At 64.5% G+C, this 25,421-nt stretch carries 20 protein-coding genes; 11 read left to right on the forward strand and 9 right to left on the reverse strand.

Annotation, left to right across the window (positions count from 1 at the left end):
• The first annotated feature begins 82 nt into the window (after nt 1-82).
• Nucleotides 83-1,393, forward strand: coding sequence for a hemolysin family protein (locus QQK95_RS16535; RefSeq protein WP_019860558.1), 1,311 nt, complete (start codon nt 83-85; stop codon nt 1,391-1,393).
• 34 nt (nt 1,394-1,427) lie between these two features.
• Here QQK95_RS16535 and QQK95_RS16540 read toward each other — a convergent pair whose 3' ends face one another.
• From QQK95_RS16540 to QQK95_RS16555, 4 genes are all read right to left on the reverse strand, one after another.
• Complete coding sequence (locus QQK95_RS16540) at nt 1,428-2,747, reverse strand: HlyD family type I secretion periplasmic adaptor subunit (protein ID WP_284274538.1); 1,320 nt, start codon at nt 2,745-2,747, stop codon at nt 1,428-1,430.
• Complete coding sequence (locus tag QQK95_RS16545; protein WP_284274540.1) at nt 2,747-4,492, reverse strand: type I secretion system permease/ATPase; 1,746 nt, start codon at nt 4,490-4,492, stop codon at nt 2,747-2,749. The genes QQK95_RS16540 and QQK95_RS16545 overlap by 1 nt, the downstream gene beginning before the upstream one ends.
• Nucleotides 4,493-4,527: 35 nt before the next feature.
• Entirely contained in the window at nt 4,528-6,021 is a 1,494-nt protein-coding gene (eglC, locus tag QQK95_RS16550; RefSeq protein ID WP_284274542.1) for an endo-1,3-1,4-beta-glycanase EglC, read from the reverse strand.
• A 354-nt stretch (nt 6,022-6,375) separates the two neighbouring features.
• Complete coding sequence (locus tag QQK95_RS16555; protein ID WP_409371696.1) at nt 6,376-7,254, reverse strand: DMT family transporter; 879 nt, start codon at nt 7,252-7,254, stop codon at nt 6,376-6,378.
• Nucleotides 7,255-7,488: 234 nt separating this feature from the next.
• On the opposite strand from QQK95_RS16555, the gene QQK95_RS16560 reads away from it, so the two are divergent.
• The 3 genes from QQK95_RS16560 to QQK95_RS16570 all read left to right on the forward strand — a co-directional run bounded on the left by QQK95_RS16560 (nt 7,489) and on the right by QQK95_RS16570 (nt 14,448).
• Nucleotides 7,489-7,893, forward strand: coding sequence for a YciI family protein (locus tag QQK95_RS16560; protein WP_284274544.1), 405 nt, complete (start codon nt 7,489-7,491; stop codon nt 7,891-7,893).
• Nucleotides 7,890-9,131 carry an RNA polymerase sigma factor gene (locus QQK95_RS16565; protein ID WP_284274545.1) on the forward strand — a complete coding sequence of 414 codons (1,242 nt, stop codon included), beginning with the start codon at nt 7,890-7,892 and terminating at the stop codon, nt 9,129-9,131. The genes QQK95_RS16560 and QQK95_RS16565 overlap by 4 nt, the downstream gene beginning before the upstream one ends.
• Before the next feature lie 289 nt (nt 9,132-9,420).
• Nucleotides 9,421-14,448 carry an autotransporter outer membrane beta-barrel domain-containing protein gene (locus QQK95_RS16570; protein ID WP_284274547.1) on the forward strand — a complete coding sequence of 1,676 codons (5,028 nt, stop codon included), beginning with the start codon at nt 9,421-9,423 and terminating at the stop codon, nt 14,446-14,448.
• 31 nt (nt 14,449-14,479) lie between these two features.
• Here QQK95_RS16570 and QQK95_RS16575 read toward each other — a convergent pair whose 3' ends face one another.
• The gene (locus QQK95_RS16575; RefSeq protein WP_284274549.1) at nt 14,480-14,950 is read right to left on the reverse strand and encodes a RidA family protein; all 471 of its coding nucleotides are present in this window, start codon (nt 14,948-14,950) and stop codon (nt 14,480-14,482) included.
• 193 nt (nt 14,951-15,143) lie between these two features.
• Here QQK95_RS16575 and QQK95_RS16580 point away from each other — a divergent pair, with 193 nt between their 5' ends.
• A complete protein-coding gene (locus tag QQK95_RS16580; RefSeq protein ID WP_284274551.1) occupies nt 15,144-15,824 on the forward strand; it encodes a TetR/AcrR family transcriptional regulator in 681 nt (226 codons plus the stop codon).
• A gap of 5 nt (nt 15,825-15,829) precedes the next feature.
• On the opposite strand, the gene QQK95_RS16585 is transcribed toward QQK95_RS16580, so the two are convergent.
• Nucleotides 15,830-16,810 (reverse strand): quinone oxidoreductase family protein, encoded by a 981-nt coding sequence (locus tag QQK95_RS16585; protein WP_284274553.1) that lies wholly within the window; start codon nt 16,808-16,810, stop codon nt 15,830-15,832.
• Between the two features lie 97 nt (nt 16,811-16,907).
• Here QQK95_RS16585 and QQK95_RS16590 point away from each other — a divergent pair, with 97 nt between their 5' ends.
• Together QQK95_RS16590 and QQK95_RS16595 are read left to right on the forward strand one after the other, a co-directional pair.
• Nucleotides 16,908-17,315 (forward strand): winged helix-turn-helix transcriptional regulator, encoded by a 408-nt coding sequence (locus QQK95_RS16590; RefSeq protein WP_284274554.1) that lies wholly within the window; start codon nt 16,908-16,910, stop codon nt 17,313-17,315.
• 155 nt (nt 17,316-17,470) lie between these two features.
• Nucleotides 17,471-18,193: an MBL fold metallo-hydrolase gene (locus QQK95_RS16595; RefSeq protein WP_284274920.1), complete on the forward strand. Its 723-nt coding sequence runs from the start codon at nt 17,471-17,473 to the stop codon at nt 18,191-18,193.
• A gap of 122 nt (nt 18,194-18,315) precedes the next feature.
• On the opposite strand, the gene QQK95_RS16600 is transcribed toward QQK95_RS16595, so the two are convergent.
• The gene (locus QQK95_RS16600) at nt 18,316-18,921 is read right to left on the reverse strand and encodes an NADPH-dependent FMN reductase (protein ID WP_284274555.1); all 606 of its coding nucleotides are present in this window, start codon (nt 18,919-18,921) and stop codon (nt 18,316-18,318) included.
• A gap of 92 nt (nt 18,922-19,013) precedes the next feature.
• Here QQK95_RS16600 and QQK95_RS16605 point away from each other — a divergent pair, with 92 nt between their 5' ends.
• The gene (locus QQK95_RS16605) at nt 19,014-19,382 is read left to right on the forward strand and encodes a winged helix-turn-helix transcriptional regulator (protein WP_010911041.1); all 369 of its coding nucleotides are present in this window, start codon (nt 19,014-19,016) and stop codon (nt 19,380-19,382) included.
• Nucleotides 19,383-19,877: 495 nt separating this feature from the next.
• Here QQK95_RS16605 and QQK95_RS16610 read toward each other — a convergent pair whose 3' ends face one another.
• Together QQK95_RS16610 and QQK95_RS16615 are read right to left on the reverse strand one after the other, a co-directional pair.
• Nucleotides 19,878-20,273 (reverse strand): acyl-CoA thioesterase, encoded by a 396-nt coding sequence (locus QQK95_RS16610; protein ID WP_010911043.1) that lies wholly within the window; start codon nt 20,271-20,273, stop codon nt 19,878-19,880.
• Between the two features lie 72 nt (nt 20,274-20,345).
• Nucleotides 20,346-21,320, reverse strand: coding sequence for a phosphoribosylaminoimidazolesuccinocarboxamide synthase (locus QQK95_RS16615; protein WP_284274559.1), 975 nt, complete (start codon nt 21,318-21,320; stop codon nt 20,346-20,348).
• Between the two features lie 266 nt (nt 21,321-21,586).
• On the opposite strand from QQK95_RS16615, the gene QQK95_RS16620 reads away from it, so the two are divergent.
• From QQK95_RS16620 to QQK95_RS16630, 3 genes are read left to right on the forward strand one after another with little or no spacing between them, the layout of a single operon-like run.
• Entirely contained in the window at nt 21,587-23,203 is a 1,617-nt protein-coding gene (locus tag QQK95_RS16620; protein WP_284274561.1) for a GMC family oxidoreductase, read from the forward strand.
• The gene (locus tag QQK95_RS16625; protein WP_284274563.1) at nt 23,200-24,414 is read left to right on the forward strand and encodes a mandelate racemase/muconate lactonizing enzyme family protein; all 1,215 of its coding nucleotides are present in this window, start codon (nt 23,200-23,202) and stop codon (nt 24,412-24,414) included. The genes QQK95_RS16620 and QQK95_RS16625 overlap by 4 nt, the downstream gene beginning before the upstream one ends.
• The gene (locus QQK95_RS16630; protein ID WP_284274566.1) at nt 24,411-25,328 is read left to right on the forward strand and encodes an NAD(P)-dependent oxidoreductase; all 918 of its coding nucleotides are present in this window, start codon (nt 24,411-24,413) and stop codon (nt 25,326-25,328) included. Before QQK95_RS16625 ends, QQK95_RS16630 begins: the two co-directional genes overlap by 4 nt.
• Nucleotides 25,329-25,421 lie beyond the last annotated feature (93 nt).

The following is a 25,421-nucleotide window of genomic DNA, read 5'->3' on the forward strand; positions in this document are numbered from 1 at the left end:
GCTTCATCAGCCCGAACTGTCATTCTCTAAAAAAGCCGGCCCGCTATTTTCGAGCGGCCCGCCGCAATGCTATTGAGCCCTCATGCTATACGTCGAAATCGCTATCGTGGTCGTCCTCATCTGTGTGAACGGCCTTCTGGCAATGTCCGAACTCGCCATCGTTTCATCGCGCCCGGCACGGCTCAAGGCGATGATCGACCGTGGCGTCAACGGCGCCGGCCGGGCGCTGGATCTTGGTTCCAATCCCGGCAAGTTCCTGTCCTCGGTGCAGATCGGCATCACGCTGGTCGGCGTGCTTTCCGGCGCCTTCTCCGGCGCCACGCTGGGCGACCGGCTGTCCGTGTTCCTGGCCACGACCGGCATGCGCGAAAGCGTCGCCGATCCGCTCGGCGTCGGCATCGTCGTCGCCATCATCACCTATTTCTCGCTGATCGTCGGCGAACTGGTGCCCAAGCAGATCGCGCTGCGCGACCCCGAGCGCGTCGCCGCCCGCGCGGCCCCGGCCATGACCATCCTAGCCACCGTTTCGGCGCCCCTGGTGTTCCTGCTCGACATTTCCGGCCGCGCCATATTGTGGCTGCTTGGCCAGCGCGGCGAAAGCGAGGAGAAGGTCACCGACGAGGAGATCAAGATGCTGGTCGCCGAGGCCGAGCATCACGGCACCATCGAATCCGACGAGCGGCGCATGATCGCCGGCGTCATGCGGCTTGGCGACCGCGCCGTGCGCGCGGTGATGACGCCGCGCACCGAGGTCGACTGGATCAACCTGCAGTCCGACGACACGACGATCCGCAAGCTGCTGATGGAAACCCAGCATTCGCGACTGCCGGCGGGTGACGGCGGCGTCGATGTCATGGTCGGCGTCGTCCAGACGCGCGACGTGCTGGCCGCGATCCTTGCCGGCCGCACGCTCGACCCGCGCAAGCATGTGCGCGCCGCGCCCATCGTCTACGACCAGGCCGACGCGCTCGACGTGCTGCACAAGCTCAAGGAGTCCGACGTGCCGATGGCGCTGGTGCATGACGAATACGGCCATTTCGAAGGCATCGTCACGCCCGCCGATATTCTCGAAGCCATCACCGGCGTGTTCCGCGCCGACCTCGATGCAGGCGACGAGGAAAACGCCGTCAAGCGCGAGGACGGCTCATGGCTGCTCGCCGGCTACATGCAGGCCGACGAGATGGCCGAGATTCTGGGCTTCGACCTGCCCGAAAACCGCGACTACGAGACCGTCGCCGGCTACGTGCTGTCGCACATGCACCATCTGCCGGCGACCGGCGAATGCGTCGACGCGCAGGGATGGCGCTTCGAGGTGGTCGACCTCGACGGCCGCCGCATCGACAAGCTGATCGCCACCCGCCTGCCCGGCACCCACCGCGAGGCGGTGCGCTGATTGTTTCAATGTCAGCTTCGGATTGCGCGGCCGGCTACCGCTCCGTGAACGTGCGAGCGAAGGAATCGAGCATCGGCCGTGCCAGATACTCGAGGAAAGTCCGGTCGCCAGTGCTGATGAACGCCTCGACCGGCGTTCCGGGGTAAAGCTGCTCGGGCTTCACGCCGGGCGGCAGGTCGGCGGCAATCCTGAGTTTGACGCGGAAGTAGGGCTCGTGTGTCGCCTCGTCGATGAGCCGGTCCGCGGAAATTTGTGCCACGGTGGCTGAAACCTCGGGGGTGAGCCGCATGTTCAGGGCGGACAGTCGCAGTTTCGCCGGTTGGCCGACACGGACCTGATCGACGTCCTTCGGCCGCAGCCTTGCATCGACAATCAGACCCGGCGCCGTGGGCAGGATCTCCATGATCTTTTCGCCGCGGGCAATCACGCTGCCCTTGGCATTATAGGTCGAGGACACCACGATGCCCGCGGCCGGTGCCTTGATCGTCGTGCGCCGCAGCACCGCCTCGGCCGCCCTGATCTGTTCCTCGACGTCGGCCAGGTTGGAACGAACCTCGTCCAGCTTCGTCAGCGCCTCCTCCACGCGTTGCGTGGTCAGGCGCTCGATCTGTTCCTGGGCTTCGACGATCTGGGTGTTGGCCGCCGCCAGATTGGCTTCCAGCGCCCCGGCCTGCCCGATGAGATCGGCCTCGCTGCGCAAAAGCTGCGAGTATTCGGTGCGATTGGTGAGGCCCTTGTCCAGCAGGCCGGCTTTGATGCCGAGCTCCTTCTTCACGATTTCAGCCTGTTGCTGAACGGCCTCTTTCTGGGACTCCAACCCAACGACCGACTGCCGATGCATGACTAAGCGTTGGGCGAGGATCGATTGTTCCGATCGGAACCGGGCGAGCCTGGCATCGAATTCCTTCTGCTGCTCTCGGATCAGGGCTTCGAAATCGGCCTGGAGCGATGCTGGCGCCGGTTTGGTGATCGGCGCGAGCCTGTCCAGCCCGTCGCGTTCCGCCTCCAGCCGCGCCGCGGCCGCCCTGAGCGCGATCGACTGTCTCGTCAGCCGGTTGAGTTCGGCCTGCGCGGCTGTCGGATCCAGCACGATCAGATCCTGCGCCTGTTGCACGCGATCGCCGTCATGGACCAGCAGCTCCTCGATGATGCCGCCCTCCGGATGCTGGATCAGGATGTTTCCGCCGGTCGCCGAGATCGTGCCTTGCGTGATCACCGCTCCGGACAAGGGCGCGCTGACGGCCCAATAACCAAAGCAACCCACCAACAGCGCCGTTGCCGCGTATCCGGCGAATGCCACGCGCCTTATGTTGGTACGCGGGTTGCCCTCCCAGGCGAGGCTCTGCACCGCCATCATCTACGACCCAAAACGGATGTTATGCGTGCGGTCGTGGCGAATGACCCTGTCACCACCGTATTCGGCTGCGCGGGCAGGCCTTTGCCGACGGCCGAATGCCGCAGCACCTCGCTGCTTGGGCCGAAGGCTTCGATCGTGCCGCCGCGCAGAAGCATCACGCGGTCGCAGGACCCGGCAATCGAAGGGCGATGCGTGATCACGACCATCGTGACGCCGGCCGCCTTCGCGGCGGCGAGTACCGCCTCGAGCGCCGCTTCGCCCGTGCCGTCGAGATGGGTGCTTGGCTCGTCCAGGACGAGAATTCTGGGACTGCCGTAGAAGGCGCGCGCCAGGCCGATCCTCTGGCGTTCGCCGCCCGACAGCGTTCTGTCCGACGGACCTATCAATGTCTGGTAGCCGTCCCGTTGCGCCAGGATCAGCTCATGCGCCTCAGCCCGCCTTGCTGCCTCGATGATCGAGGCGTCATCCGCATCGGGGTCGAAGCGGGCGACGTTTTGAGCGATCGATCCTGGAAAGAGCTCGACCTCCTGCGCCAGGTAGCCGACATGCTTTCCGAGCTGGTTTTCGTCCCAGGTCCTGAGGTCGGCGCCGTCGATCCTGACCGCGCCGCCGGTCGGCCGGACAGCACCTGCAAGCAGCCGCGCCAGCGTCGATTTGCCGGCGCCGCTCGGGCCGACGATGGCCAACGCTTGGCCGGCGCCAATTTGGAAGTTCAACCGCTTGAGGATCGGTTCGGTGCCGGGCAGCGCATTCGGCGCCATGAAGAAAACGTCCTGCACGGAAATCGCGCCTTCCGGATCGGGCAGGATCAGTTTGCGCGCTTCGGCCGGACGCGCCGCAAGCGCCGTCTCCAGCCGTTTCCACGATCGTCGGGCGTCGGCGATCTGCCGCCAGGCGCCGATCAACTGGTCGAGCGGCTGCAGCGCGCGCGACGACACCAGCGAGGAGGCGAAGATCATGCCTGCCGTCATCTGCCCCTTGAGCACCAGCCATGCGCCGGCGCCGAGGATCGCCAGCTGCAACATCATGCGCAGCGCCCGCGAGGCACCGCTGAAGATCGCATTGGCACTCGAGGAACGGTCATGCAAGGTGAGCGCCGCCGCCACGTGCCGTCCCCAGACCCGCGCGGCGTTCTCCACCATGCCCATGGCGCGCAGCGTCTCCGCATTGCGGGCAAAGGCCTGTTCCGCCTGGCTGGCCAGGGCCGAACGCTCCGCGGACAAGGCGTCGTTCCTGCCGATGGCAAGCTGGTTGGCCAAGACCAGCAGAAGCAGAAGCGCCGCGCCGGCGACCGTCACCCAGAACAGCACGGGATGGATGAGATAGAGCAAGGCGAGGAAGACAGGGGCGAAAGGCAGGTCGAACAACACCGCCACCCCGCGCGACCTGATGAAGGCGCAGACAGAGGCGAGGTCGCGCAGCGGCGACAGGCCTCCGGCATGTTTCGCGCCAAGCGAAACGGCGAATGTGCTGGCGCCCAGCTTCCGGTCGAGGGTCGCCGCGACGCGCTGCGTGTAAACGGCGCGTATCGCGTCCAGAAGCCCGAGGAAAGCGAGTGCGAGAACCGCGATGGCTGAAAGATAGACAAGCGTTTCGACGCTGGAGGACGGCAGCACGCGGTCATAGACCTGCAGCAAATAGAGCGGAATCACCAACAGCAGGATGTTGATCAACAGCGAGAAGACGCCGACATCGGCGATGGCGCGCATGAAGACCGGACGCAGGCCGGATGGTCCAGTCATTTCCGCATTCCTCGACGTCGCATGTTCCCGAGACCCTACGCGTGGCCCCCGAACTCGGAACCGCCGTGCAGCGTGCTGTTGCCGTGCGTTGCGACACTGTGCGTGCCGATGCTGCTGCTGGTGATGTTCAGGGCGCTTGCCGGCGCACTGTCCAGCGTATAGGCCCGGACATAGTCGATCTTCATCTCGGCCGGCGTGGCCAGATGATCCGGAGGAGCGCCGGCCAAGCCGCCGACCGCGAGATCGACCAGCATGTACATGGGCTTGTTCATGTCGGACGGCGTCGCCGCTTCCGCGACCTGCACACCGTCATAGGTCCAGACGAGCTTGTCCGGCGTCCAGAGCAGGCCATAGGTGTGGAAGCCGGCGGGGTTCGAGACGCTCACCGTCGACGTGACTTTGGTGTGCGTTCCCGTCTCATTCGAATGCGCCGTCATGATCAGCGAGTTCGGGGCCTGGCCGATCGTCTCCACGACATCGAGTTCCGGCGGCCACGAACCGTCTTCAGGAAGCAGCCAGAAGGCCGGCCAGGCGCCGGTGTTCTCGGGCAGGTCGGCCCGTATTTCGAAATAGCCATAGGTCTGCGAGAAGGAATCGTGGGTCGTCAGGATACCGGAGGTGTATTCGTAATTGTTGATCAGCGGCTTGATGTCAGCCGGCGCCTGCGCCGCGGTGATGGTGAGCACGCCATTGTTCACGCTGAACGGGTGGACGGCACTCGTCGGTGCGTAATTGGCGTCGATATACCATTGCAGCTCGTTGTTGCTGCTCAACGTGCTGCCGTTCGGCGCTCCCCACCAGAAGTTGGTATCCCAGGTGCCGCCCTGGCTATTGTGAAGGTTCAGCGTGTTGAAATCGTCGCTGAAGGAGAGCTGCATTCCGGATTTGTCGATCGGCAATTCGAACTGGCTGGGCTGCAGCTTGTCGATGGTCGTGTCCTTGAACTCGAGGATCTCGCCGGAGCCGAGGTTCAGCAGCACGTTCGATCCCGCCTGGATCATGTTCGAGTGGATGGCGTCGAACGAGGTGAACCCGTAGCCATTGAGGCGCACCGTGTCGGTGGCGGCAAAATTCGCGATCAGGTCGCTTCCGTTGCCTTTCGAGACGATGAAGGTGTCGTAACCGCCCCCGCCATCGATCAGCACATCGTTTCCCGCGCCGCCGTCCAGGGTCTGGTGCCCGGCCTTGGCGGTGATGATGTTGTCCAACCCGTTGCCGAAAGCATAGTTATTGGCGTTTGTGACGACGAGGTTTTCAAGATTGTCGGGGAGCTTGTAGCTCATCCATGTGCTGATCGTGTCGATGCCTGCCCCGGCGCCCTCCGCCACCTTGTTGCCCGCCGCATAGAGGTAATAGATGTCATCGCCTGTGCCTCCGTGCATGGTGACGTTGACACCGGATGCTCCGTAGAATGAGTCGTTTCCGGAGCTGCCGTACAAGTCCGGCCCGGACCCTGCCGCCGAGTACCAATGGCTGGAAGCGCCGCTGTAGGGAAGAGGAACGCCCAGGGCATTGACGAAGAAGCTCATCGGATAAATCCTCCTCGTGATGCCTGGCCTGCTCGGATCGCTCGATACGAGTTCCAGGCGACCGCATCCGGACCAACGTCGCGATGCATGATACCGTTCCAGGAACTTGCCACATAGTTCGCCATTACATCGACCCTTCAGTGACGTTTTCCGGGCTTAAAGCACAACAACCCGACGAATGGTCTACAGGTGGTAATTCTCTCGGCGAAATATTTAATAAAATTTTACTGTAGACACAGATCTACTTACAACCGCGCTTGATGCAGGCTACGCACGAGCGCCCCCTGCTTTGACGGGTCGTGCAATTTCTGCAGTGAGAACGATGCGTCGACGCGTCGTGGCGGGCGCTTCCCCTCAAACCGCGACTTCGATCGGCTCGGCAAGTCTGGGGTTGGAGCGCGCGGCGATCAGGCAGCTGGCCACGATGAGGCCGGCTCCCGCCAGCGTCGTCCAGGTCACGGCCTCGTCGAAGAAGAACCACCCGAGCGCGATCGCCCAGATGAAGGCCGAATATTCGGTCGGGATCAGATATTGCGCTTCGGCACGGGCATAGGCCCAGCTCATCAGGAACTGGCCGGCGAGCGACAGGGCCGTCACCCCGGCGAGCGGAAGCCAGAGATTGCCGGGCAAGGCAATGGCGAGCCAGGGTGCGGCCAGACTGAGCATGAGCCCCACGCAAAGGTTCTGGAACAGCATGATCTCGATCGGCTTGGCCAGCAGCGCCTGCCGCCGCGCGAGGATCAGATTGTAGGCGTAGAACACCGTCGAGACCAGCACCGCCGCCGTGCCGAGCAGGGCATCCTGGGCATAGCTCGTGTGCCCGAACTGGCCGGCCACGATGATCGCGACACCGGCAATGCCGGCGAGCGACGCCCAGATCGCCCTGCGCTGTATCCGTTCGCCCAGAAGCAGCGCGGCCAGCAGGAGCGCAAACAGCGGCGCCACGAAACTAAGCCCGACCGCCTCCGCCAGCGGCAGCCTTGCAAGCCCCCAGAAGAATGACAGCAGGACAATGCCGACAACCACCGCACGCAGCGCATGCAGCCTCAGCACCGAGACGGCGGGAAACGAGCGCGGCCCCGCCAGCCAGCCCGCGCCCGCGACCAATGTCGCCAGCATGCTGCGCCACAGCACCGTGTTGTAGACGCCGACCGCGATGACCAGCACCTTCATCGCCGCATCCATGCCGGACAAGAGGAAGATGCCGAATGCGCAGACGAGCACCGGGATCATGGGGGAAACGGCGCCGGCCAGGCTGGATGATTTCACGCGGGCTCACTCGAGGTGATGGATGCAAGCTGACATATCAGGGCGAACTGGCAAGGCCAGATGGCAGCCCCGCCCATATGGCGGTCCAACGCTGTCGGCCGGAGGCGTAATCGCGATTCGAACTTTTTTGCAGCACGTGTCGATTCCGCCACCCTTTGTTCGTCGTATCATCGAACCAAGCCAACCAAGGAGAAGACCATGCGGTTCATGATGCTGATGATCCCCGGCGGCTACGCGGAGGCGGCGCCCGACGTCAGGCCCGACGCCAAGGGGGTGGAGGGAATGATGAAATACAATGAGGAACTCAAGAAGGCCGGCGTGTTGCTGGCGCTCGATGGGCTGCATCCGCCGTCATCGGGCGCGCGGGTCAGCTTCAAGGGCGGCAAGCCCGTTGTCACCGACGGGCCGTTCGCGGAGGTCAAGGAAGTGCTCGGCGGCTATTGGGTGATCGACGTGCGCTCGCGTGAAGAAGCCATCGAATGGGCCCGCCGCTGCCCCGCTGGGGAGAATGACCTGATCGAGGTTCGACGCGTCTTTGAGATGAGCGATTTCCCCGAAGACGTCCAGAAGGTGGCGGAAGGCTTTGGCGAGCTGAAGGGTTGACGGCCAACGGCACCATCGAAGCGGTCTGGCGGATCGAGCAGCCGAAGCTCACCGCCAGGCTCGTCCGCTATCTCAGGGACGTCGGGCTGGCCGAGGAGGTCGCCGGCGATGCCTTCCTGCTGGCGCTGGAGCGCTGGCCCCGGGACGGCATCCCGCGCAACCCGGCCGCCTGGCTGACGGAGGTCGCAAGGAACCGGGCGCTCGACCGGCTGCGCCGCACCACCATGATCGACGGCAAGCACCGCGAACTCGCCATCGACCTCGCCGGGCTCGAGCGCGAGATGCCCGACATCGAGGCAGCGCTCGACGAGGATATCGACGACGACCTGTTGCGGCTGATCTTCACCGCTTGCCATCCCGTCTTGCCGGCCGAGCAACGTGCGGCCCTCGCGCTACGACTGTTGGGCGGGCTGTCGACACCTGAGATCGCCCGCGCCTTCCTGGTGCCCGAAGCCACCGCCGCCCAGCGCATCGTGCGCGCCAAGCGGGCGCTTCGCGATGCCGCCATCCCGTTCGAGACACCGCGCGGCGAGGTGCGGCGCGAACGCCTCGCGGCCGTGCTGGAGGTGGTCTATCTCATCTTCAACGAAGGCTATGTGGCAACCGCTGGACCCGACTGGCTGCGCGCCGATCTCTGTGGCGAGGCATTGCGCCTCGGCCGTTCCCTGGCGGCACTGATGCCTGATGAGCCCGAGGTTCAGGGGCTGGTGTCGCTAATGGAACTCAACGCCTCGCGCTTCCCTGCCCGCACCGGCAAAGCGGGTGAGCCGATCCTGTTGCTCGACCAGGACCGCGCGCGCTGGAACTGGTCGCTCATCCGGCGCGGCCTCGACGGTCTGAACCGCGCCATGATCCTGACATCGACACCCGGCCCCTATCTCTTGCAGGCGATGATCGCCGCCTGCCATAGCCGCGCGGCAACGGCCGCCGACACCGACTGGATTGCGATATCGGCCTATTATCAGGCCCTCGCCTTGGCCGCCCCCTCGCCCATCGTCGAAATCAACCGGGCGGTGGCCGTCGGCATGGCGTTCGGACCGGCGCAGGGCCTCGCCATCGTCGAGGCGCTGAAGGACGAGCCCCGCCTGAAGGACTCGCATCTCCTGCCCACGGTGCGCGGCGACCTTCTGGAAAAACTGGGACATCGGGCGGAAGCCCGCGCCGCGTTCCGCCAGGCCGCAGAATTGACCGGCAACGACAGGGAGCGCGCCCTGCTGCTCGCCCGCGCGGGTGATTAGCTCATAGGCCTTGTCGGCGGTCGGCGTCATCACCCAGCAGGATTGTGCACCGCCGGCTTTCGCCTTTCGGCACCAACGGCGATATACTTAAGCTGGCGCTTATTTTCATCAAACTTATATTTAACATCTATGTTGCTCAGAAGTAACTAGGCTCGGAAAATCAGTTTTGAACAGATCAACTTAAAGACACGAATCGAACGTCAGGTTAACCTGTTGACGCTTTGGTTGGCGCACGCTGCCAGGCTGCAAACATCGAGATTGCATTGGCGGCCAAAGGCGGGGGCGATCCATGAAATCGAGCAATGGCACGGTTGCGTTGCGCATGGCGGGGCGGATTTTGGGGAGCGAGCGACCTTCCGCCCTTGCGGCCCTTACTGTCGCCCTGGCGCTGAGCACCGCACCCGCCTGGGCCGATGGCGGCAATGGCAGCGCCCCAGGCGCCGGACAAGGTGGCGTGGATGGCGCGTTGGCGGGGGCCACGGGCCAGAATGCCGCCAATGGCGCGACTGCCGGCGGCGGCGGTGGCGGCGTCGACCTCACAACGGGCAACGGCGCGCCAGGCGGTTCGGGAGGCACAGGTACGACATTCAACGCCCCGAACGGCGCTCCAGGTGCGACCGGGGCTACAGGCCAGGTCATTTCCACGAGTGGGACCATCTCCACCAGTGTCAGCGGCGGTACGGGCGGTGCTGGTCCCGATGGCGTGAACGGCTCGCTCCGCGGCGGCGGCGGCGGTGGTGGTGGTGTCGGCGTCAGTGCCACGGCGGACACTGTCGTAACCGGCAGCGGATCGGTTACAGGCGGTACCGGCGGCATTGCGGGCTCCGCCTCCAATGGCGGCGGCGGCGGTGGTGGTGCCGGCGTGTTTTCGTCAGCCGATGTCACCGTCGATGCCGGCGGCAGCGTCACGGGCGGCGTTGGCGGCCGGGGCACCACTCAGAGCGGCGGCGGCGGCGGTGCGGCCGCCATCGTCCTGACCGGCGGCGGGACGGTCCGGAACGGTGGAAATCTGCATGGCGGAACAGGCGGAAGAACCCAAGCGGCGGCGGGCGGTGGCGACGGCGGAGCCGGCGTTCTCCTGCTTTCGGGCGGAACGGTCTTCAACGGCACGGGGGCGACAATCCTTGGCGGGACCGGCGGTCAGGCCGGGGCGGCCGGGACGGCCGGCGATGGCGGCGCGGGAATCAAGGGCGCCAACATCGCCATCGTCAATGCGGGAACGATCGGCGGCGGCGCCGTCGGTGCAGGCGGTGGAACGCCGCTGGCCGGCAAAGCCATCCAATTCACCGGTGGGGTCAATTCGCTGGAAATTCGGGCCGGCTCGACCATATCTGGCAATGTGGTTGCCTTCAGCACCGCCGATACTTTCAAGCTAGGCGGCGATACCAGCGCCAGTTTCGATGTGTCCCAGATCGGCCCCGGCGCCAAATATGACGGGTTCGGGCTTTACGAGAAGACAGGCAACAGCACCTGGACGCTGACCGGGACGACGACCGCCGTCACCCCCTGGACATTGTCCGGCGGTATTCTGCAGATCTCAAGCGATAGCAATCTGGGTGCGGCATCGGGCAATCTGACCTTCGACGGCGGCACACTGCGCACGACCGCGAGCTTTACGACCAGCCGCAATGTCCTGATCAACTCGACCGGTGCCTTTGACACGGCCGCAGGCACACAGTTGGACGTGTCGGGCAAGGTGACTGGCACCGGCACGCTCGTCAAGAACGGCGCCGGCACGCTAAACGTGACCAGCTATTCCAACAGTTATACGGGCGGCAACATCGTCAATGGCGGCACTCTTGCCGGCAACACGGTGGCGATCCGCGGCGACATTCTGAACAATGGCGCCGTCTCGTTCCTCGACCTCGGCCCCAATACATTCAGCGGAAACATCTCCGGAACGGGCAGCCTCGACGTCGAGGGTATCGGCACGCTGACGTTGACCGGCACCAACACCCATAGCGGCGGCTCCAAAATTGGGGTCGGCAAAAGCGTCTCGGTCGCTTCAGACAAGAATTTGGGCGCCGCGACAGGTCTGCTGACGCTCGACGGCGGTGAACTCCAGGCCACTGCGAGCTTTGCGATGAGCCGCGACATCAACCTTACCCCCGCCTATGGCTATTTCCGCACGGCGACGGGCGTGACGCTGAGTGTCGGCGGCCAATTGGGAGGTCTGGGTGGCCTCTACAAGGAAGGCGCCGGCACCATGATCCTGACCGGCAACAGCACTTATAGCGGACGTACGACCGTCGATGGCGGCAAGCTTGTCGTGGAAGGCTCGCTCGGCAATACCGAGACAACGGTCAACAGCGGCGGCACGCTGGGCGGCTCCGGCTCCATCGGCGGCGCGGTGATCGTCGCCGATGGCGGCGTGCTGGCGCCGGGTTCCAGCCCCGGCACGCTCACGGTCGGATCGCTTATCCTGAGTTCCAGCTCTACCCTGGACTACGAACTTGGCCAGGCCGGTATTGTCGGCGGCGGGGTCAACGACCTCATCGACGTGGCCGGCAATTTGACGCTGGACGGAACCCTCAACATCACCGATGTCGGCGGCTTCGGCCCTGGAATCTACCGGCTGATCAATTATGGCGGGATGCTCACCGACAACGGTCTCGAGCTCGGCAATCTGCCGGTCGGCGTCACGGCGGCCGACCTCACCGTGCAGACCTCGGTGGCCAACCAGGTCAATCTGATCAGCAGTGTCGGCACCGACCTGCTGTTCTGGGACGGCGACGCTGCCGGCAATGCGAATAACGACCTGGTCGACGGCGGCAACGGCATCTGGACGGCGACGAGCCCGAACTGGACAACGAGCACCGGGCTTGTGAACGGCGCCATGAAGCCACAACCCGGCTTTGCCGTCTTCCAGACCCTCGGCGGCCTCGTCACCGCCGACGACAGCGCCGGCACGCTGGCGGTCACCGGCATGCAGTTCGCGGCTGATGGCTATCGGATCGAGGGCGACGCCATCACACTGGCCGGCGCCGGCGGCGACAGCATCATCCGGGTTGGTGACGGCAGTGCGGCTGGAGCAGGCTATACAGCGACCATCGCCTCCGTGCTGACCGGGGCCAGCAGCCTCACCAAGACCGATGCCGGCACGCTGGTGCTTTCGGGCGCCAACACCTATACGGGCGGAACCACCGTCCTGGGCGGCGTGCTTTCTGTCTCAGCCGACAACAATCTCGGCGCTGCCGCTGGCGGCCTGACGCTTTCCGGCGGCACGCTGCGCAACACAGCAGCGTTCAGCTCGGCGCGCGACGTCACGCTTTCGGTAGCCGGCGGCATCTTCGACACAGTGGCCGACCTCACTTTGTCCGGCGCGATCTCGGGCGCCGGCAGTCTCGCCAAGACCGGTACCGGCACGCTGGCCCTGACCGCCGACAACAGCTACATCGGCGGCACGACGATCACCAGTGGCACATTGCAACTGGGCAATGGCGGCGCTACCGGCTCGATATCGGGCAACGTCGTCAACAACGGCACGCTGGCCTTCAACCGCTCCAACGCCATGACGCTTGCCGGTGCCATCTCCGGCAGCGGCACGGTGGTGCAGGAGGGCTCGGGCAGCACGACCTTGACCGGTGCGAACAGCTACAGCGGCGGTACCACGATCTCCGCCGGCACGCTGATCGGCCAGGCCTCGAGCTTCGGCACCGGCGGCATCCTCGACAATGCCGCACTGGTCATCGACCAGCCGGCCGACGCCGCCTTTGCCGCCGTCATCAGTGGTAGCGGCTCGCTCACCAAGACGGGCCTGGGCAATCTCAACCTTACGGGGACAAACACCCTCAACGGCGCGACCACGATCGAAGCCGGCAAGCTCTCGGTCAACGGCTCGCTTGCCAATTCCACTGTTGCCATTCTCGATGGCGGCGCCCTTGGCGGCAACGGCACGGTCGGCACCACGACGCTTCAGGCCGGCGGCGTGATCGCGCCCGGCAATTCGATCGGCACGCTCACGGTCAACGGCAATTATGTCGGCGCCGGCGGCACGCTGGAGATCGAGGCCATGCTTGGCGGCGATACCTCTTCCGCCGACAAGCTCGTCGTCACCGGCGACACGTCAGGCGCCACCAATGTCAAGGTGATCCCTCTGGGCGGCGGCGGCGCGCAGACCAGCGACGGCATCAAGATCGTCGATGTCGGCGGCATCTCGGCCGGCACGTTCAGCCTGCAGGGCGACTATGTCTTCCAGGGCGACCAGGCAGTCGTTGCCGGCGCCTTTGCCTACAGGCTTTACCAGAACGGCATCTCCACGCCGGCGGACGGCGACTGGTACCTGCGGTCCGCACTGATTAATCCCGTCGATCCCGGCGGTCCGACGTCGCCGCTCTACTCGCCGGCCTTGCCGGTCTACGAGGCTTATGCCGGCGTGCTGCAGAGCTTCACCCGGCTCGGCACGCTGCAGCAGCGCGTCGGCAACCGCTCATGGAGCGGAGCGGACCCGTCAGCTACAGGCGACAATGCCGGGGGAGGCAGCCCGATCTGGGGCCGCATCGAAGCGGCGCACAGCGCGTTCGATCCGGGCACGAGCACGACCGGGGCCGACTATGACGCGGATCTGTGGCGGCTGCAGGCCGGCCTCGACGTCCTGCTTTCCGAGACGCAATCCGGTTCCGTGGTCGGTGGCTTGACCGTTCACTACGGCACGGTGAAGTCGGATGTCTCCTCGGCCTTCGGCCTCGGCTCGATCGACGCGACCGGCTATGGGTTCGGCGGCACGCTGACCTGGTACGGCAAGAACGGCTTCTACATCGACACCCAGGCCGATCTGACCTGGTTCAACAGCGACCTCTCGTCCACGACGCTGGGCCGGACGCTTGCCAAGGGCAATAACGGCTTCGGCTATGGTCTGGGCATCGAGGCCGGGCGGAAGATCGCGCTCCAGGGCAACTGGTCGCTGACGCCGCAGGCGCAGCTCAGCTATGCCTCCGTCGATTTCGACAGCTTCACCGATCCTTATGGCGCCCTGGTCTCGAACGGCGTCAGCAACAGCCTGATCGGCCGCCTCGGCCTGTCGGCCGACTATGAGAGCCAATGGAAGGACAGAGCCGGGCAGACGAGCCGCTCGCATGTCTATGGCATCGCCAACCTCTACCACGACTTCCTCGACGGCACCGATGCCGATGTGTCTGATGTCGCCATCTCCACCAAGACGCAGGCGCTGTGGGGCGGGCTCGGCCTCGGCGGCTCGCTGAGCTGGGCCGACGACCGCTATTCCATCCACGGCGAAGTGCTGGCACGCAGTTCCCTGCAGGATTTCGGCGACAGCTACGCGGTTGGTGGCTCGGTCGGCTTCAAGGTGAAATGGTAGGTCAGCTGCCGGCGGCCGGCACGCCTCGCTGCTAATCAAGTACGACCACGGCCTCGACCTCGAACAACATCGGGTCGATGGCAAGCTTGGGTACGGGGACCAGAGTCTGCGCCGGCAACGTCTCGCCGAACATCTCCTTGACGTTCCTGGTCAGCACTTCGAGCTTGGACATGTCGTGGTCGACCACGAAGACCGTGAGCTTGGCGACCTGATCGGGTTTCGCGCCAATCCCGTCAAGCGCGGCGCGCAGATTCGCGTAGGCCTGTGTCACCTGGACAGCGAAGTCGGGCGACAGGGCACCGGTGCTGTCCTGGCCACCCTGGCCGGAAATGTAGGCCAACCGGGCTCCGCGCGGCGTGATCACCGCCGTGCTGTAGCCGTTCGGCGACGGGTCGTAGAGGGTCCGCGGATTGACGATGGTCAGTTCCCTCTCATTGGCTGTAGCCGCAGTGGTCATGATGATTAGTCCTCCGATAAGCAGATGCGTGATTGCGCGTGACATGATTTCTCTCGCGCTTCGCGGCCTGCCAGCGACGTGTTCGAAGCCGGCATGATTGAGTTTCTGGCCATCTATAGTACAATGTACCATACGACGTACCAGTCATCATATAGTACCCCGTACGAGTCAACCGCTTGGGATCGACATTCCTGACGTTGCCTGCCAAAAATGAGGTTCCGACCAGCGAGGAAGATGGATGGCGGCCAAACGCAGCGGCGCTCGCGGCAAACGGTCTCGACGCACAAGCGAGCCCGTGCAGGAGCCATCAGGTGAATCGCCTCTTTCGCGCGAGCGTATCGTGGCGACCGCCGTGGACCTTTTGGACGCTCAAGGGCTCGACGGATTGACCATGCGCCGGCTGGCCGATCGCCTCGGCTCGGGCGTGATGAGCCTGTATTGGCATGTCGACAGCAAGGAGGACGTCTTCGACCTGGCGCTCGATTCGGTGCTCGACTATCGCGGGCCGCCCGAAATGGCCGAACCGCAAAACTGGCGCGCGGAAATCGTTCACATGCTGGAAGACTGGCGGGCCGGCATGCTGCGCCATCCCTGGTCGGCATCCCTGCTGCCGCGCCGGGCGCTTGGTCCGAACATCCTCGGTCGCCTGGAGCGCATGAGCAAGATCTTGTCCAGCGCCGGCGTCGCGGACGCGGATGTGAACGCCGCCATATGGTCGCTCTGGAACTATGTGATGGGCGCCACTGTCACCCGGGCGAGCTTCGACCTCTCGGACGGCGACAGGGCCGCCGCGCAGCAGCGCCTGGCCAGCGAACGCTACCCGACGATCGAACGTTCTCGCCTGCTCCTGGACAATGATTGGGATGGCGCCTTCCGCAAAGGCCTCGACTTCCTGCTCGATGGCCTCTCCAGGAGATAACATCGTCAAGGCACAAGCACGACCTTGCCGGTCGAGCGCCGCTCGTCCAGCAGTCGGTGCGCCTCGCCGGCCTGGTCGAGCCGAAACCGGCCACCGATCGCGACCCGCAGCCGCCCGCTCGCGGCCAGCTGGAACAGCTCCGACAGGCTCGCCCGCAACACGTCCGGCGACAGCAGCGGCAGCAGCGCGAAGCCCCTCAGCGACTGGTTGCGGCCGATCATGGCTTCCAGATCGGAAGGTTCGAGCCCATAGCGGCCGAGCGCCGCGAACACCAGTTCGCCGCCAGGAGCCAGCGCCTGCAGCGACAGGGCCGTCATTGCGCCGCCAACCGTGTCGTAGATGATGTCGGCGCCCTCCCCGCCTGCCGGCTCGCGGACGCGCGCGGGCCAATCCGGATTGGTGTGGTCGATGGCCACGTCAGCGCCGAGCGACAAGGCAAGCTCGATCTTGCCCGCACCGCCGGCGACCGCGATCACCTTGGCCGCGCCCTTTGCCTTGGCCAGCTGGACAAGCAGCGATCCAACGCCACCGGCAGCAGCCGGCACCAGCACCGTCTTGCCCTCTGGCGGGCTCTGGCACAGCAAATGCAGCGCCGTCAGCGCCTGCACCATCAGCGCCGTCGCTTCTTCGAACGGGACATCATCCGGCAGCGGCACGGCAAGATCGGCCGGCATCGTCACCTGCTCGGCATAGCCGCCATAAGGACGCTGCGAGGCAAACAGCGGCGCCGCGACACGTCTTCCCAGCAGCGCCGCATCCACCCCTTGGCCGACGGCCTCGACGACACCCGACACCTCCACGCCGGGAGACATCGGCAGCTGCGGCGTCACCGCGTAACGGTCCGCGCGCATCAGCACCTCGAAGAAGTTGATGCCGGCGGCATGAACGCGGATCAGCACCTCGCCGGCCTGCGGCAGCGGCGCCGGCAGTTCGACGACCTGGAGCACTTCGGGGCCGCCGAAGCGGCTGAATTGAACGGCTTTCATGGCAAACTCCGATCGCACTGGCATCGGCGGTGGTTTGCCACTATCTGCGAAGCCGCGACTACACACTCATTTGTCCCCTGCTGACCAGGAGGTGACCATGGCCGGTCCAGCCGGGAAGATGCCGATCAAGCGACTGCCGATGCTGCCGGCGGAGCGCGCGCTCAAGGTGATCGCCGGGCGTTGGAAGGCGGTCATCCTCTACCATCTCTTCGATGGCCCAAGGCGGCTGTCGGCGCTGAAGGCGATGATGCCTGGCATCACCCAGAAAGTGCTGATCCAGCAGCTGCGCGAAATGGAGGAGCACGGCCTCGTCAGCCGCGAGATCTTCGCCGAAGTGCCCGCCCGCGTCGAATATTCGGCAACCAGCCTGGGCCTCAGCCTCGAGCCGATCCTGCTGGCGCTCTGCCAGTGGGGCCAGCACCACGCGGATGCGCTGGACGAGAAGCATCGTCTCGCCGACTGCATCATCCGGCCACGGCAGGCGACGCAGGCGCACATCGCCTAAATCGAATTGACATGCGGGTTGCCGACGCCGGCTGCCCATCACAGATTGTCTGCAGAACGGATCGGCAAATGCACCGCATAGCTACGGGCGAACTTTATCAGACCTACACTCTTGGTGACCTGCGCATCACTGCCTTGCGCGATGGCTATGTCGACATGCCGGTAGGGCGGCTTCGGCAAGACGGCGACAAGCCATTTGGCGATGACTTGCCGAAGCAGGTCGCTTTGGTCGGCGGCCAACTCAGGCTTTCCGTCAACGCCTTCGCGATTGACGATGGACATGAAGTGATCTTGATCGATACTGGTGCCGCGAATGCCTGGCATCCGACCATGGGCAGGCTTCCCCAGGCGTTGGACGAGGCCGGCATCGATGCCCGACGAATCCGCATCGTCTGCTTCACCCATACGCATCTCGACCACATCCAGGGTCTGGTGCTTGCCGACGGCCGGGACGCTTTCCCGCGCCTGGCGCGCTTGCTCGTTCCCAGAGAGGAACTCGACCTCTTCCGCACCGAAGCGCGGCTGAAACGGTTTCACGACATGGCGGAACCATTCGAGGCTGGAGACCGTCTCGGGACACATGTCGACATCATCGGCGCTCACGGCCATGAAGTGGGTCACAGCTGCTTTCGCGCTTCGAGCGGCGGCGAATGCATCTTGATCTGGGGCGATACCGTTCACGTCCCATCGCTGCAGTTCGATCGGCCCGAGGTGACGTGGGAGTTCGACACGGATCAGGACCAGGCGCGCGAGAGCCGGTTGCGGCTGCTGGCGCTTGCGGCGGACGATCACTGTTTCGTTGCCGGCGCGCATCTGGATTCGCCCGGCATTGGCCGTGTCGCCCGCTCTGGCGGCGGCTTTCGATTTGAGCCGCTATAGCCAGAGCAATTCCAGGAAAAGTGTGAGCGGTTTTCCGTCCGGAATTGCGTCAAAATAAAGAGTCTGAAAAGGGCGGCGCAAGCGCCGCCCCGTATCCCTTGGGAGGATAATTCGACCGGCGGTCAGGCCGCCTTGATTTCCTCGTCGACCACGTCGGCATCGCGGGCCTTCTTCAATGCCTTGGCCCACCAGGCGACATCGTTGACCAGCGCGGTGGCGGCCTGGTTCAGGTGATCGAGGTCTTCGAGCTTCTTCTCGCCCTGGCGCACGGCGAGGAAGTCGCCCCAGGCGATATGGACGGCCGACTTGACCGGTGCCATCTGCAGTTCGACAGCATGCAGGCGAAGCTGCTCGACGGCGCGGGCGCCGCCGACGCTGCCATAGCCGACGAAGCCGGCCGGCTTCTTGTTCCATTCGTTGGCGGCGTAGTCGATGGCGTTCTTCAGCACGGCCGTCGGGCCGTGATTGTATTCGGCGGCGGTGAAGATGAAGCCGTCAAATTCGGCGACCTTCTTCTGCCAGCGCTGAGCCACTTCGTTGGTCGACGGCACCCAGGCGGAAGAGGCGACTTCGTCGAAGAAGGGCAGCGGGAAGTCTCTCAGGTCGACGACCTCGACATCGATGTCGGCATGCGACTTGGCGATCTTGGCGATCCATTGCGTGGGCACGTCGGCGAAGCGCGCGGCGCGCGTCGAACCGACGATGATGGCGATTTTCGGCTTTGACATGGGGGGCTCTCCATTCCAGTAATAAGCTGGTATCGTTTAGATACCGGCGCTATATGAGATACTGTCAACAGCCGACGCAAGGAGGCACCGTTTTGTTACTGAGGCACCCGCACAACACCGAAGACTGCCGTGCGATTTCGGAAATCCTGCAGCGCGTCGGCGACAAATGGACCGTGCTCGTGGTCGGCAAACTTGGCCACGGACCGCTGCGTTTCAACGAGCTGCGCGCGGCCGTCGGCGGCATCTCGCAGAAGATGCTGACCACCACCTTGCGCGGGCTGGAACGCGATGGCTTCGTCACCCGCACCGTGTTTCCGACCATTCCGCCGCGCGTCGACTACGAACTGACCGAACTCGGCCACGAACTGTTGATACCGGTCAGCGCGCTTGGCGAATGGGCACGCAGGAACACGCAGCGCGTGCGCGAGGCCCGCGAAAAATTCGACGGCATGCACGGCTGAACCCCTTGCGCGGCAAGGAATCCGAAGGTTTTGCATTGAGCGGAATTGCGTGACGGCAATTGAAGTCGCCGTTCTCCAAACGCGATCCGTCAATGTAGCCCCATGGCGCTTGAGCGCGACCACGCACACGCTGCTTTGACGACGGCAATCGCGGATCAAAGGCAATCATTCAGGCTGTTGGCGTCAGGCCATCGCGGTGCTCAGGGCGCGCATGTCGCGGCCAGCTTCCGGTCACCTTTGTCGCCTTGCCTGCAGGCGATGGGCCGAAGGTCGTTTTTGACTTCGGCATAAGCGGTTACGCCGAGCAGGCAGACCAGGGCGACAAGGGCTGCCACGAGCCAGCTGTTCAGTATGTGTTGACGCATTGTCTTTCCCCCAACGCCGGCACAATCGGGCGTGAAGGCAACCATTGAATGTCGCAGAGCGCATCGCCGGAACGGGCGATGTTACAATTGCCCTGTTCTGGGAGAACGAGGCGTGGGAAGCGGGCTTTCGTCAACCCTCGGCCGGAACGGCCTTCGGCTTGCCTTCGCCGTCCAATGCCACCATGACGAAATCGGCGTGGGTGACTTTTTCCATGAGGTCAGAGAGATAGCGCTGCGCCCAGGCTTCGACCTTGAGCGTCATCGAGGTGCGGCCGACGCGTTCGACATGGGTGTAGATGCACAGCGTGTCGCCGATCTTCATCGGCTTGGCAAAGGACATCTCCTTGACCGCCGCCGTCACCACGCGGCCCCTGGCGCGCTCGGCGGCGCGGATGCCGCAGGCAAGGTCCATCTGCGCCATCACCCAGCCACCAAAGATGTCGCCGGCCGCATTGGCGTCCGAAGGCATGGCCAACGTGCGCAGCGTCAGGTCTCCGATCGGCCGTCCGTCCGCGTAGTGCACCATGCGAGAAATCCCTTGAGGTCGATGGCTTGAGATCGGCTGCCCTCGATCCCGTAGCGTCATGGCGCGGACGCGTCAACGCGCCCCGGGCAAAGCTTCGCCTGGCCGCTGGAAGAAGCGCGCCAGGTTCGAACGGATGCGATCGAGAACCGTATCCCCGGAAAGGTCGGGAACGAATGCCTTGCCGGTGATCGCCTCGTAGGCCTGGGCATAGATGCGCGAGGCCTGTTCGACGATCTCGTCGGGAATCCTGGGTATCGGGTCCTTGTAGGGATCGCAGCGCGCCGCCACCCAGGAGCGAATGAAATCCTTGTCGAAGCTGTCCGGCCGCGTGCCGTTTGCCAAGGCCTGTTGGTAGCTTGCCGCGATCCAATAGCGACTGCTGTCGGGCGTATGGATTTCGTCGGCCAGGATGATGGTGCCGTTCTTGTCGGTGCCGAATTCGTATTTCGTGTCGGCGAGGATCAGGCCGCGCTCGGCGGCGCGCGCCTGGCCGCGGGCGAACAGCTTCAAGGCGTAATCCGAGACGGTGTCCCATTGCGCCTGCGTGAGCAGGCCCTGTTCGAGGATCTCCGCCCTCGACAGCGGCTCGTCATGGCCGCCATCCGCGGCCTTGCTCGTCGGCGTGATGACGGGCTCGGCCAGCTTCTCGTTGTCGCGAAGGCCTTCCGGCAGGCGCATCCCGTACATCTCCCGTTCGCCCCGCTTGTAGCGAGTCAGGATCGACGTGCTGGTGGTGCCAGCCAGATAGCCGCGCACGACGATCTCGACCGGCAGGATGTCGAGCCTCGTGCCGACGACGACGTTGGGGTCGGGATATTCGAGCACATGGTTCGGGCAGATATCGGCGGTCTCCTCGAACCAGTAGCGCGCCGTCTGGGTCAGGATCTCGCCCTTGAACGGGATCGAGGTCAGGATGATGTCGAAGGCGCTGAGACGATCTGTGGCGATGATGATGCGCCGCCCGTCCGCCAGATCGTAATTCTCGCGGACCTTGCCCTTGTAGTAACCCGGCAGCTCGGGAATGAACGCATCCGACAGGGTCCGCATATGATTTCCTGCCTTCCGCAGATTTGGCCAGAGCATGATTCCGAAAAGTTGCAGACTTTTCGGAAAAAATCATGCGCCCAAATAATGATAATGCCCTCGCATAAGCTGTCGACCCCATGCATATCAAGCGCCATTGTCGGTATTCCCCGCCACTCGACCTCGCATCCCAGTCGCTTTTTTCACAACGCATGCCGGAAGGCGCTGCGACGCGGCGAACCCGTCGCGTCTAGGCTGCGGCCAGATTTCCGGAGCCGCCTGTTTCCATCATGCAGATCTTTGACTTCATCATCGTCGGCTCCGGCTCGGCCGGCTCGGTGCTCGCCGACAGACTGTCGGCTTCGGGCCGCTTTTCTGTGCTGGTGCTGGAAGCCGGCGGCACGGACCGGCGCTTCTACGTGCAGATGCCGCTCGGCTACGGCAAGACCTTCTTCGACCCCGCCGTCAACTGGAACTACAAGACCGAAGCCGATCCCGGTCTCGGCGGCAATGTCGACCACTGGCCGCGCGGCAAGCTGCTCGGCGGCTCGAGCTCGATCAACGCCATGGTGTGGATCCGGGGCGCGCGCGAGGATTTCGACGACTGGCGCGCCGCCGGCAATCCCGGCTGGGGCTATGACGAACTGTTGCCGATCTTCAAGGCGCTCGAGGACAATGAGGCCGGCGCCGACAGATGGCGCGGTACAGGCGGTCCCCTGCACATCAGCGACACGGCCAACGCCGTCCACCCGCTGACAAAGCGCTATCTCGCCGCCGGCCAGCAGGCCGGCCTGCCGCTCAATCCCGATTTCAATGGCGCTGCCCAGGAAGGCGTCGGCACCTACCAGATATCGACCAAGAACGGCCGCCGCATGTCCGCCGCGCGCGCCTTCCTGCGCCCGGCGATGAAACGCGGCAATGTCCGCGTCGAGACGAATGCACTGGCCAGCCGCATCCTGTTTGAAGGCAAGCGCGCCGTCGGCGTCGAATATCTGCAGAACGGCCAGACCAAGACCGCCCGCGCGGGCCGCGAAATCATTCTCTCCGCCGGCTCGATCAACTCGCCGCAGCTGCTGCAATTATCCGGTGTCGGCCCCTCGGCACTTCTGAAAGGGCTAGGCATCCCGCTCATCCAGGCCAACGAGAATGTCGGCGCCAACCTGCAGGACCATGTCGGCATCAACTACACCTTCAAGGGCAAGGTGCCGACGCTCAACCAGATCCTGCGCCCCTGGTGGGGCAAGCTGCTGGTCGGCATGCAGTACATCCTCACCCGTTCAGGCCCGCTGTCGCTGTCGATGAACCATGGCGGCGGTTTCTTCCGCACCGACCCGGCGTTTTCGCGCCCCAACATGCAGCTCTATTTCCAGGCCTTCTCGACCGTCATCCCGAAAAGCGGTGAGCGGCCAATCCTGACGCCCGACCCATGGCCGGGCTTCTCCATCGGCCTGTCCAATTGCCGCCCGTCGAGCCGGGGCGAGATCATGATCCGCTCCAGCAATGCGCTGGAGTATCCGAAGATCACCGCCAATGCCTATTCCACCAATGCCGATGTCGAGGAGATGCTGGCGGCGGTGAAGTTCGTGCGCAAGATCGCCTCGATGCCGGCCATCGCCGAAATCATCAGGGAAGAGGTCCTGCCCGGCCCGTCGATCCAGTCCGACGCCGACCTGATCACCGATTTCAGGAAGCGCTCCGGCACCGTCTATCACCCGGTCTCGACCTGCCGCATGGGGCCTGATCCCGCGCGCTCCGTCGTCGATCCGCGCCTCAAAGTGCATGGGCTTGAAGGCTTGCGCGTCATCGACGCCTCCATCTTTCCCGACAACATCACCGGCAACACCAACGCCGCTTCGGTCATGACCGGGTGGAAGGGCGCCGAACTGGTTCTGGAGGACCAAAAATGAAGATCACCGACGTCAAGACCTGGGTTGTCGGCAACCCGCCGCCCGGCATCGGCGGCAAGTATTTCATCTTCGTCAAGCTCACCACCGATGGCGGCGTGGTCGGTTATGGCGAGGCCTACAACGCCACCTTCTCCGCCCATGTGACGGCGAAGATGGTCGAGGACATGGCCGAGCGCTACCTCGTCGGCCGCGATCCGCACGATATCGAGAATTTCTTCCGCCGCGCCTATTCCTCCGGCTTCACCCAGCGCCCCGATGTTTCCGGGATGGGCTGTTTCTCGGCGCTCGAAATGGCCTGCTGGGACATTATCGGCAAGGAGGCGAACAAGCCGGTCTACAAGCTGCTCGGCGGCCAGGTGCATGAGACGCTACGCTCCTACACCTACCTCTACCCGCACACCGGCAGCGTCCATTCCGAGGACGCGCCGGATGGCAGGAACGTCTACAACGACCCCGAAATGGCGGCGGCCTGCGCGCTCGAATATGTCGAGCAGGGCTTCAATGCCGTCAAGCTCGACCCGGCCGGTCCCTATACCGCCTTCGACGGCCACCAGCCGCGCCTCACCGACATCGACGTCTCCACCCGCATGATCAAGGCGATCCGCGAAGCGGTCGGCAACCGCGCCGACATACTGTTCGGCACGCACGGCCAGTTCACCGCATCAGGAGCGCTGCGCATGGCACGCGCCATCGAGCCCTACGATCCCCTGTGGTTCGAGGAACCGGTGCCGCCCGACATGCCCGAAGTGATGGCGCAGGTCGCCCGGGGCACGTCGATCCCGATCGCCACCGGCGAGCGGCTGACGACCAAGTTCGAATTCGCACGCGTCATCGAAAACCGCGCCGCGACCATATTGCAGCCGGATCTCGGCCGCTCCGGCGGCATCCTCGAAACCAAGAAGATCGCCGCCATGGCCGAGGCCTATCACATCCAGGTCGCGCCGCACTGCTATTGCGGGCCGATCGTCGGCGCCGCCAACATCCAGCTGGCGGTGACGCTGCCCAACTTCCTCATCCTGGAATCGCTGAAACAGTGGAACGGTTTCCACGCCACGCTCCTGAAGAAGAAGATCGAGTGGCAGGACGGCAACGTCATCCCCTCGAAGGAACCCGGGCTGGGTGTCGAACTCGACGAGGCGGTTTGCGATGCGCACCCGTACACCGGCAAGGATTTGCATCTGCAGATGATGCAGACCCCGTTGATGCCGTGAGCGAGAGCTACGCCTTCATCGGCCTCGGCCATCTCGGCGGCAACCTTGCCGCCAGCCTGATCCGCAATGGCTTTGCCGTCGCCGTCTTCGATCGCGACCCGGCCGCCGTCGAGCGCCTCGTGGCGCTCGGTGCCACCGCTGCCGACAGCCCTGCCGAGGCAGCGGCGCGGGCCGGCAACGCCATCACCTGCCTGCCCTCGCCGAAGATCAGCGAGGCCGTTCTGGCCGGACCTAGCGGCTTGCTGGAAGGTTTGCCGAAGGGCGGCACCTGGATCGAGATGTCGACCAATGGCCGCGACGAGATCGTGCGGCTTGCCGCCCTCGCTTCGGCCAAGGGCGTCGAGACGCTGGAGTGCCCGGTCACCGGCGGCGTGCACCTGGCGGCGGTCGGCAAAATCACCGCCCTGGTCGGCGGCGATGCCACCCTCTACGAACGCCATCGCGCGGCCATCGAAGCGATGTGCGCGCGCTCCTTCCTGATGGGGCCAGTCGGCTCGGCGGCGGTGATCAAGGTGATCACCAACATGCTGGCCTTCATCCACCTCGTCGCCGCCGGCGAGGCGTTGATGCTGGCCAAGCAGGGCGGGCTCGACCTCGCCCAATCCTACCACGCCATCGTTGCCTCCTCCGGCAACAGCTTCGTCCACGAGACCGAAAGCCAGCTCGTCCTCAACGGCTCCTACGACATCGGCTTCACCATGGACCTGGCGCTGAAGGACCTCGGCTTCGCGTTGGGCATGGGCAAGGAGTTCGGCGTGCCGCTGGAGCTGGCATCCCGAGTCAACGCGATTTTCGAACAGGGCAAGGCGGCCTATGGCGGCGGCGCCTGGTCGACCCAGATCGTCAAATTGCTCGAGGATGCCGTCGGCACCGACCTGCGTGCGCCCGGTTTTCCTGCCAGACTGGAAATCTGACCGGAGACCGGAAAACCAAGCAATTTCACCTGCTTGAATCGGTAGCCGGATTCAGTTTCGAAAAGACTTGAATCAATCTGGCAACGCCTTGAT

The sequence above is a fragment of the Mesorhizobium huakuii genome (genome assembly GCF_030160235.1).
Taxonomy (GTDB): Bacteria; Pseudomonadota; Alphaproteobacteria; order Rhizobiales; family Rhizobiaceae; genus Mesorhizobium; species Mesorhizobium huakuii.

Excerpts from the sequence above, each read along its gene's own strand:
- QQK95_RS16535 (WP_019860558.1), top strand. The coding sequence starts at position 83 with ATGCTATACGTCGAAATCGCTATCGTGGTCGTCCTCATCTGTGTGAAC.
- QQK95_RS16540 (WP_284274538.1), bottom strand. The coding sequence starts at position 2,747 with ATGGCGGTGCAGAGCCTCGCCTGGGAGGGCAACCCGCGTACCAACATA.
- QQK95_RS16545 (WP_284274540.1), bottom strand. The coding sequence starts at position 4,492 with ATGACTGGACCATCCGGCCTGCGTCCGGTCTTCATGCGCGCCATCGCC.
- eglC (WP_284274542.1), bottom strand. The coding sequence starts at position 6,021 with ATGAGCTTCTTCGTCAATGCCCTGGGCGTTCCTCTTCCCTACAGCGGC.
- QQK95_RS16555 (WP_409371696.1), bottom strand. The coding sequence starts at position 7,254 with ATGATCCCGGTGCTCGTCTGCGCATTCGGCATCTTCCTCTTGTCCGGC.
- QQK95_RS16560 (WP_284274544.1), top strand. The coding sequence starts at position 7,489 with ATGCGGTTCATGATGCTGATGATCCCCGGCGGCTACGCGGAGGCGGCG.
- QQK95_RS16570 (WP_284274547.1), top strand. The coding sequence starts at position 9,421 with ATGAAATCGAGCAATGGCACGGTTGCGTTGCGCATGGCGGGGCGGATT.
- QQK95_RS16575 (WP_284274549.1), bottom strand. The coding sequence starts at position 14,950 with ATGTCACGCGCAATCACGCATCTGCTTATCGGAGGACTAATCATCATG.
- QQK95_RS16580 (WP_284274551.1), top strand. The coding sequence starts at position 15,144 with ATGGCGGCCAAACGCAGCGGCGCTCGCGGCAAACGGTCTCGACGCACA.
- QQK95_RS16585 (WP_284274553.1), bottom strand. The coding sequence starts at position 16,810 with ATGAAAGCCGTTCAATTCAGCCGCTTCGGCGGCCCCGAAGTGCTCCAG.
- QQK95_RS16590 (WP_284274554.1), top strand. The coding sequence starts at position 16,908 with ATGGCCGGTCCAGCCGGGAAGATGCCGATCAAGCGACTGCCGATGCTG.
- QQK95_RS16595 (WP_284274920.1), top strand. The coding sequence starts at position 17,471 with ATGCCGGTAGGGCGGCTTCGGCAAGACGGCGACAAGCCATTTGGCGAT.
- QQK95_RS16600 (WP_284274555.1), bottom strand. The coding sequence starts at position 18,921 with ATGTCAAAGCCGAAAATCGCCATCATCGTCGGTTCGACGCGCGCCGCG.
- QQK95_RS16610 (WP_010911043.1), bottom strand. The coding sequence starts at position 20,273 with ATGGTGCACTACGCGGACGGACGGCCGATCGGAGACCTGACGCTGCGC.
- QQK95_RS16615 (WP_284274559.1), bottom strand. The coding sequence starts at position 21,320 with ATGCGGACCCTGTCGGATGCGTTCATTCCCGAGCTGCCGGGTTACTAC.
- QQK95_RS16620 (WP_284274561.1), top strand. The coding sequence starts at position 21,587 with ATGCAGATCTTTGACTTCATCATCGTCGGCTCCGGCTCGGCCGGCTCG.
- QQK95_RS16625 (WP_284274563.1), top strand. The coding sequence starts at position 23,200 with ATGAAGATCACCGACGTCAAGACCTGGGTTGTCGGCAACCCGCCGCCC.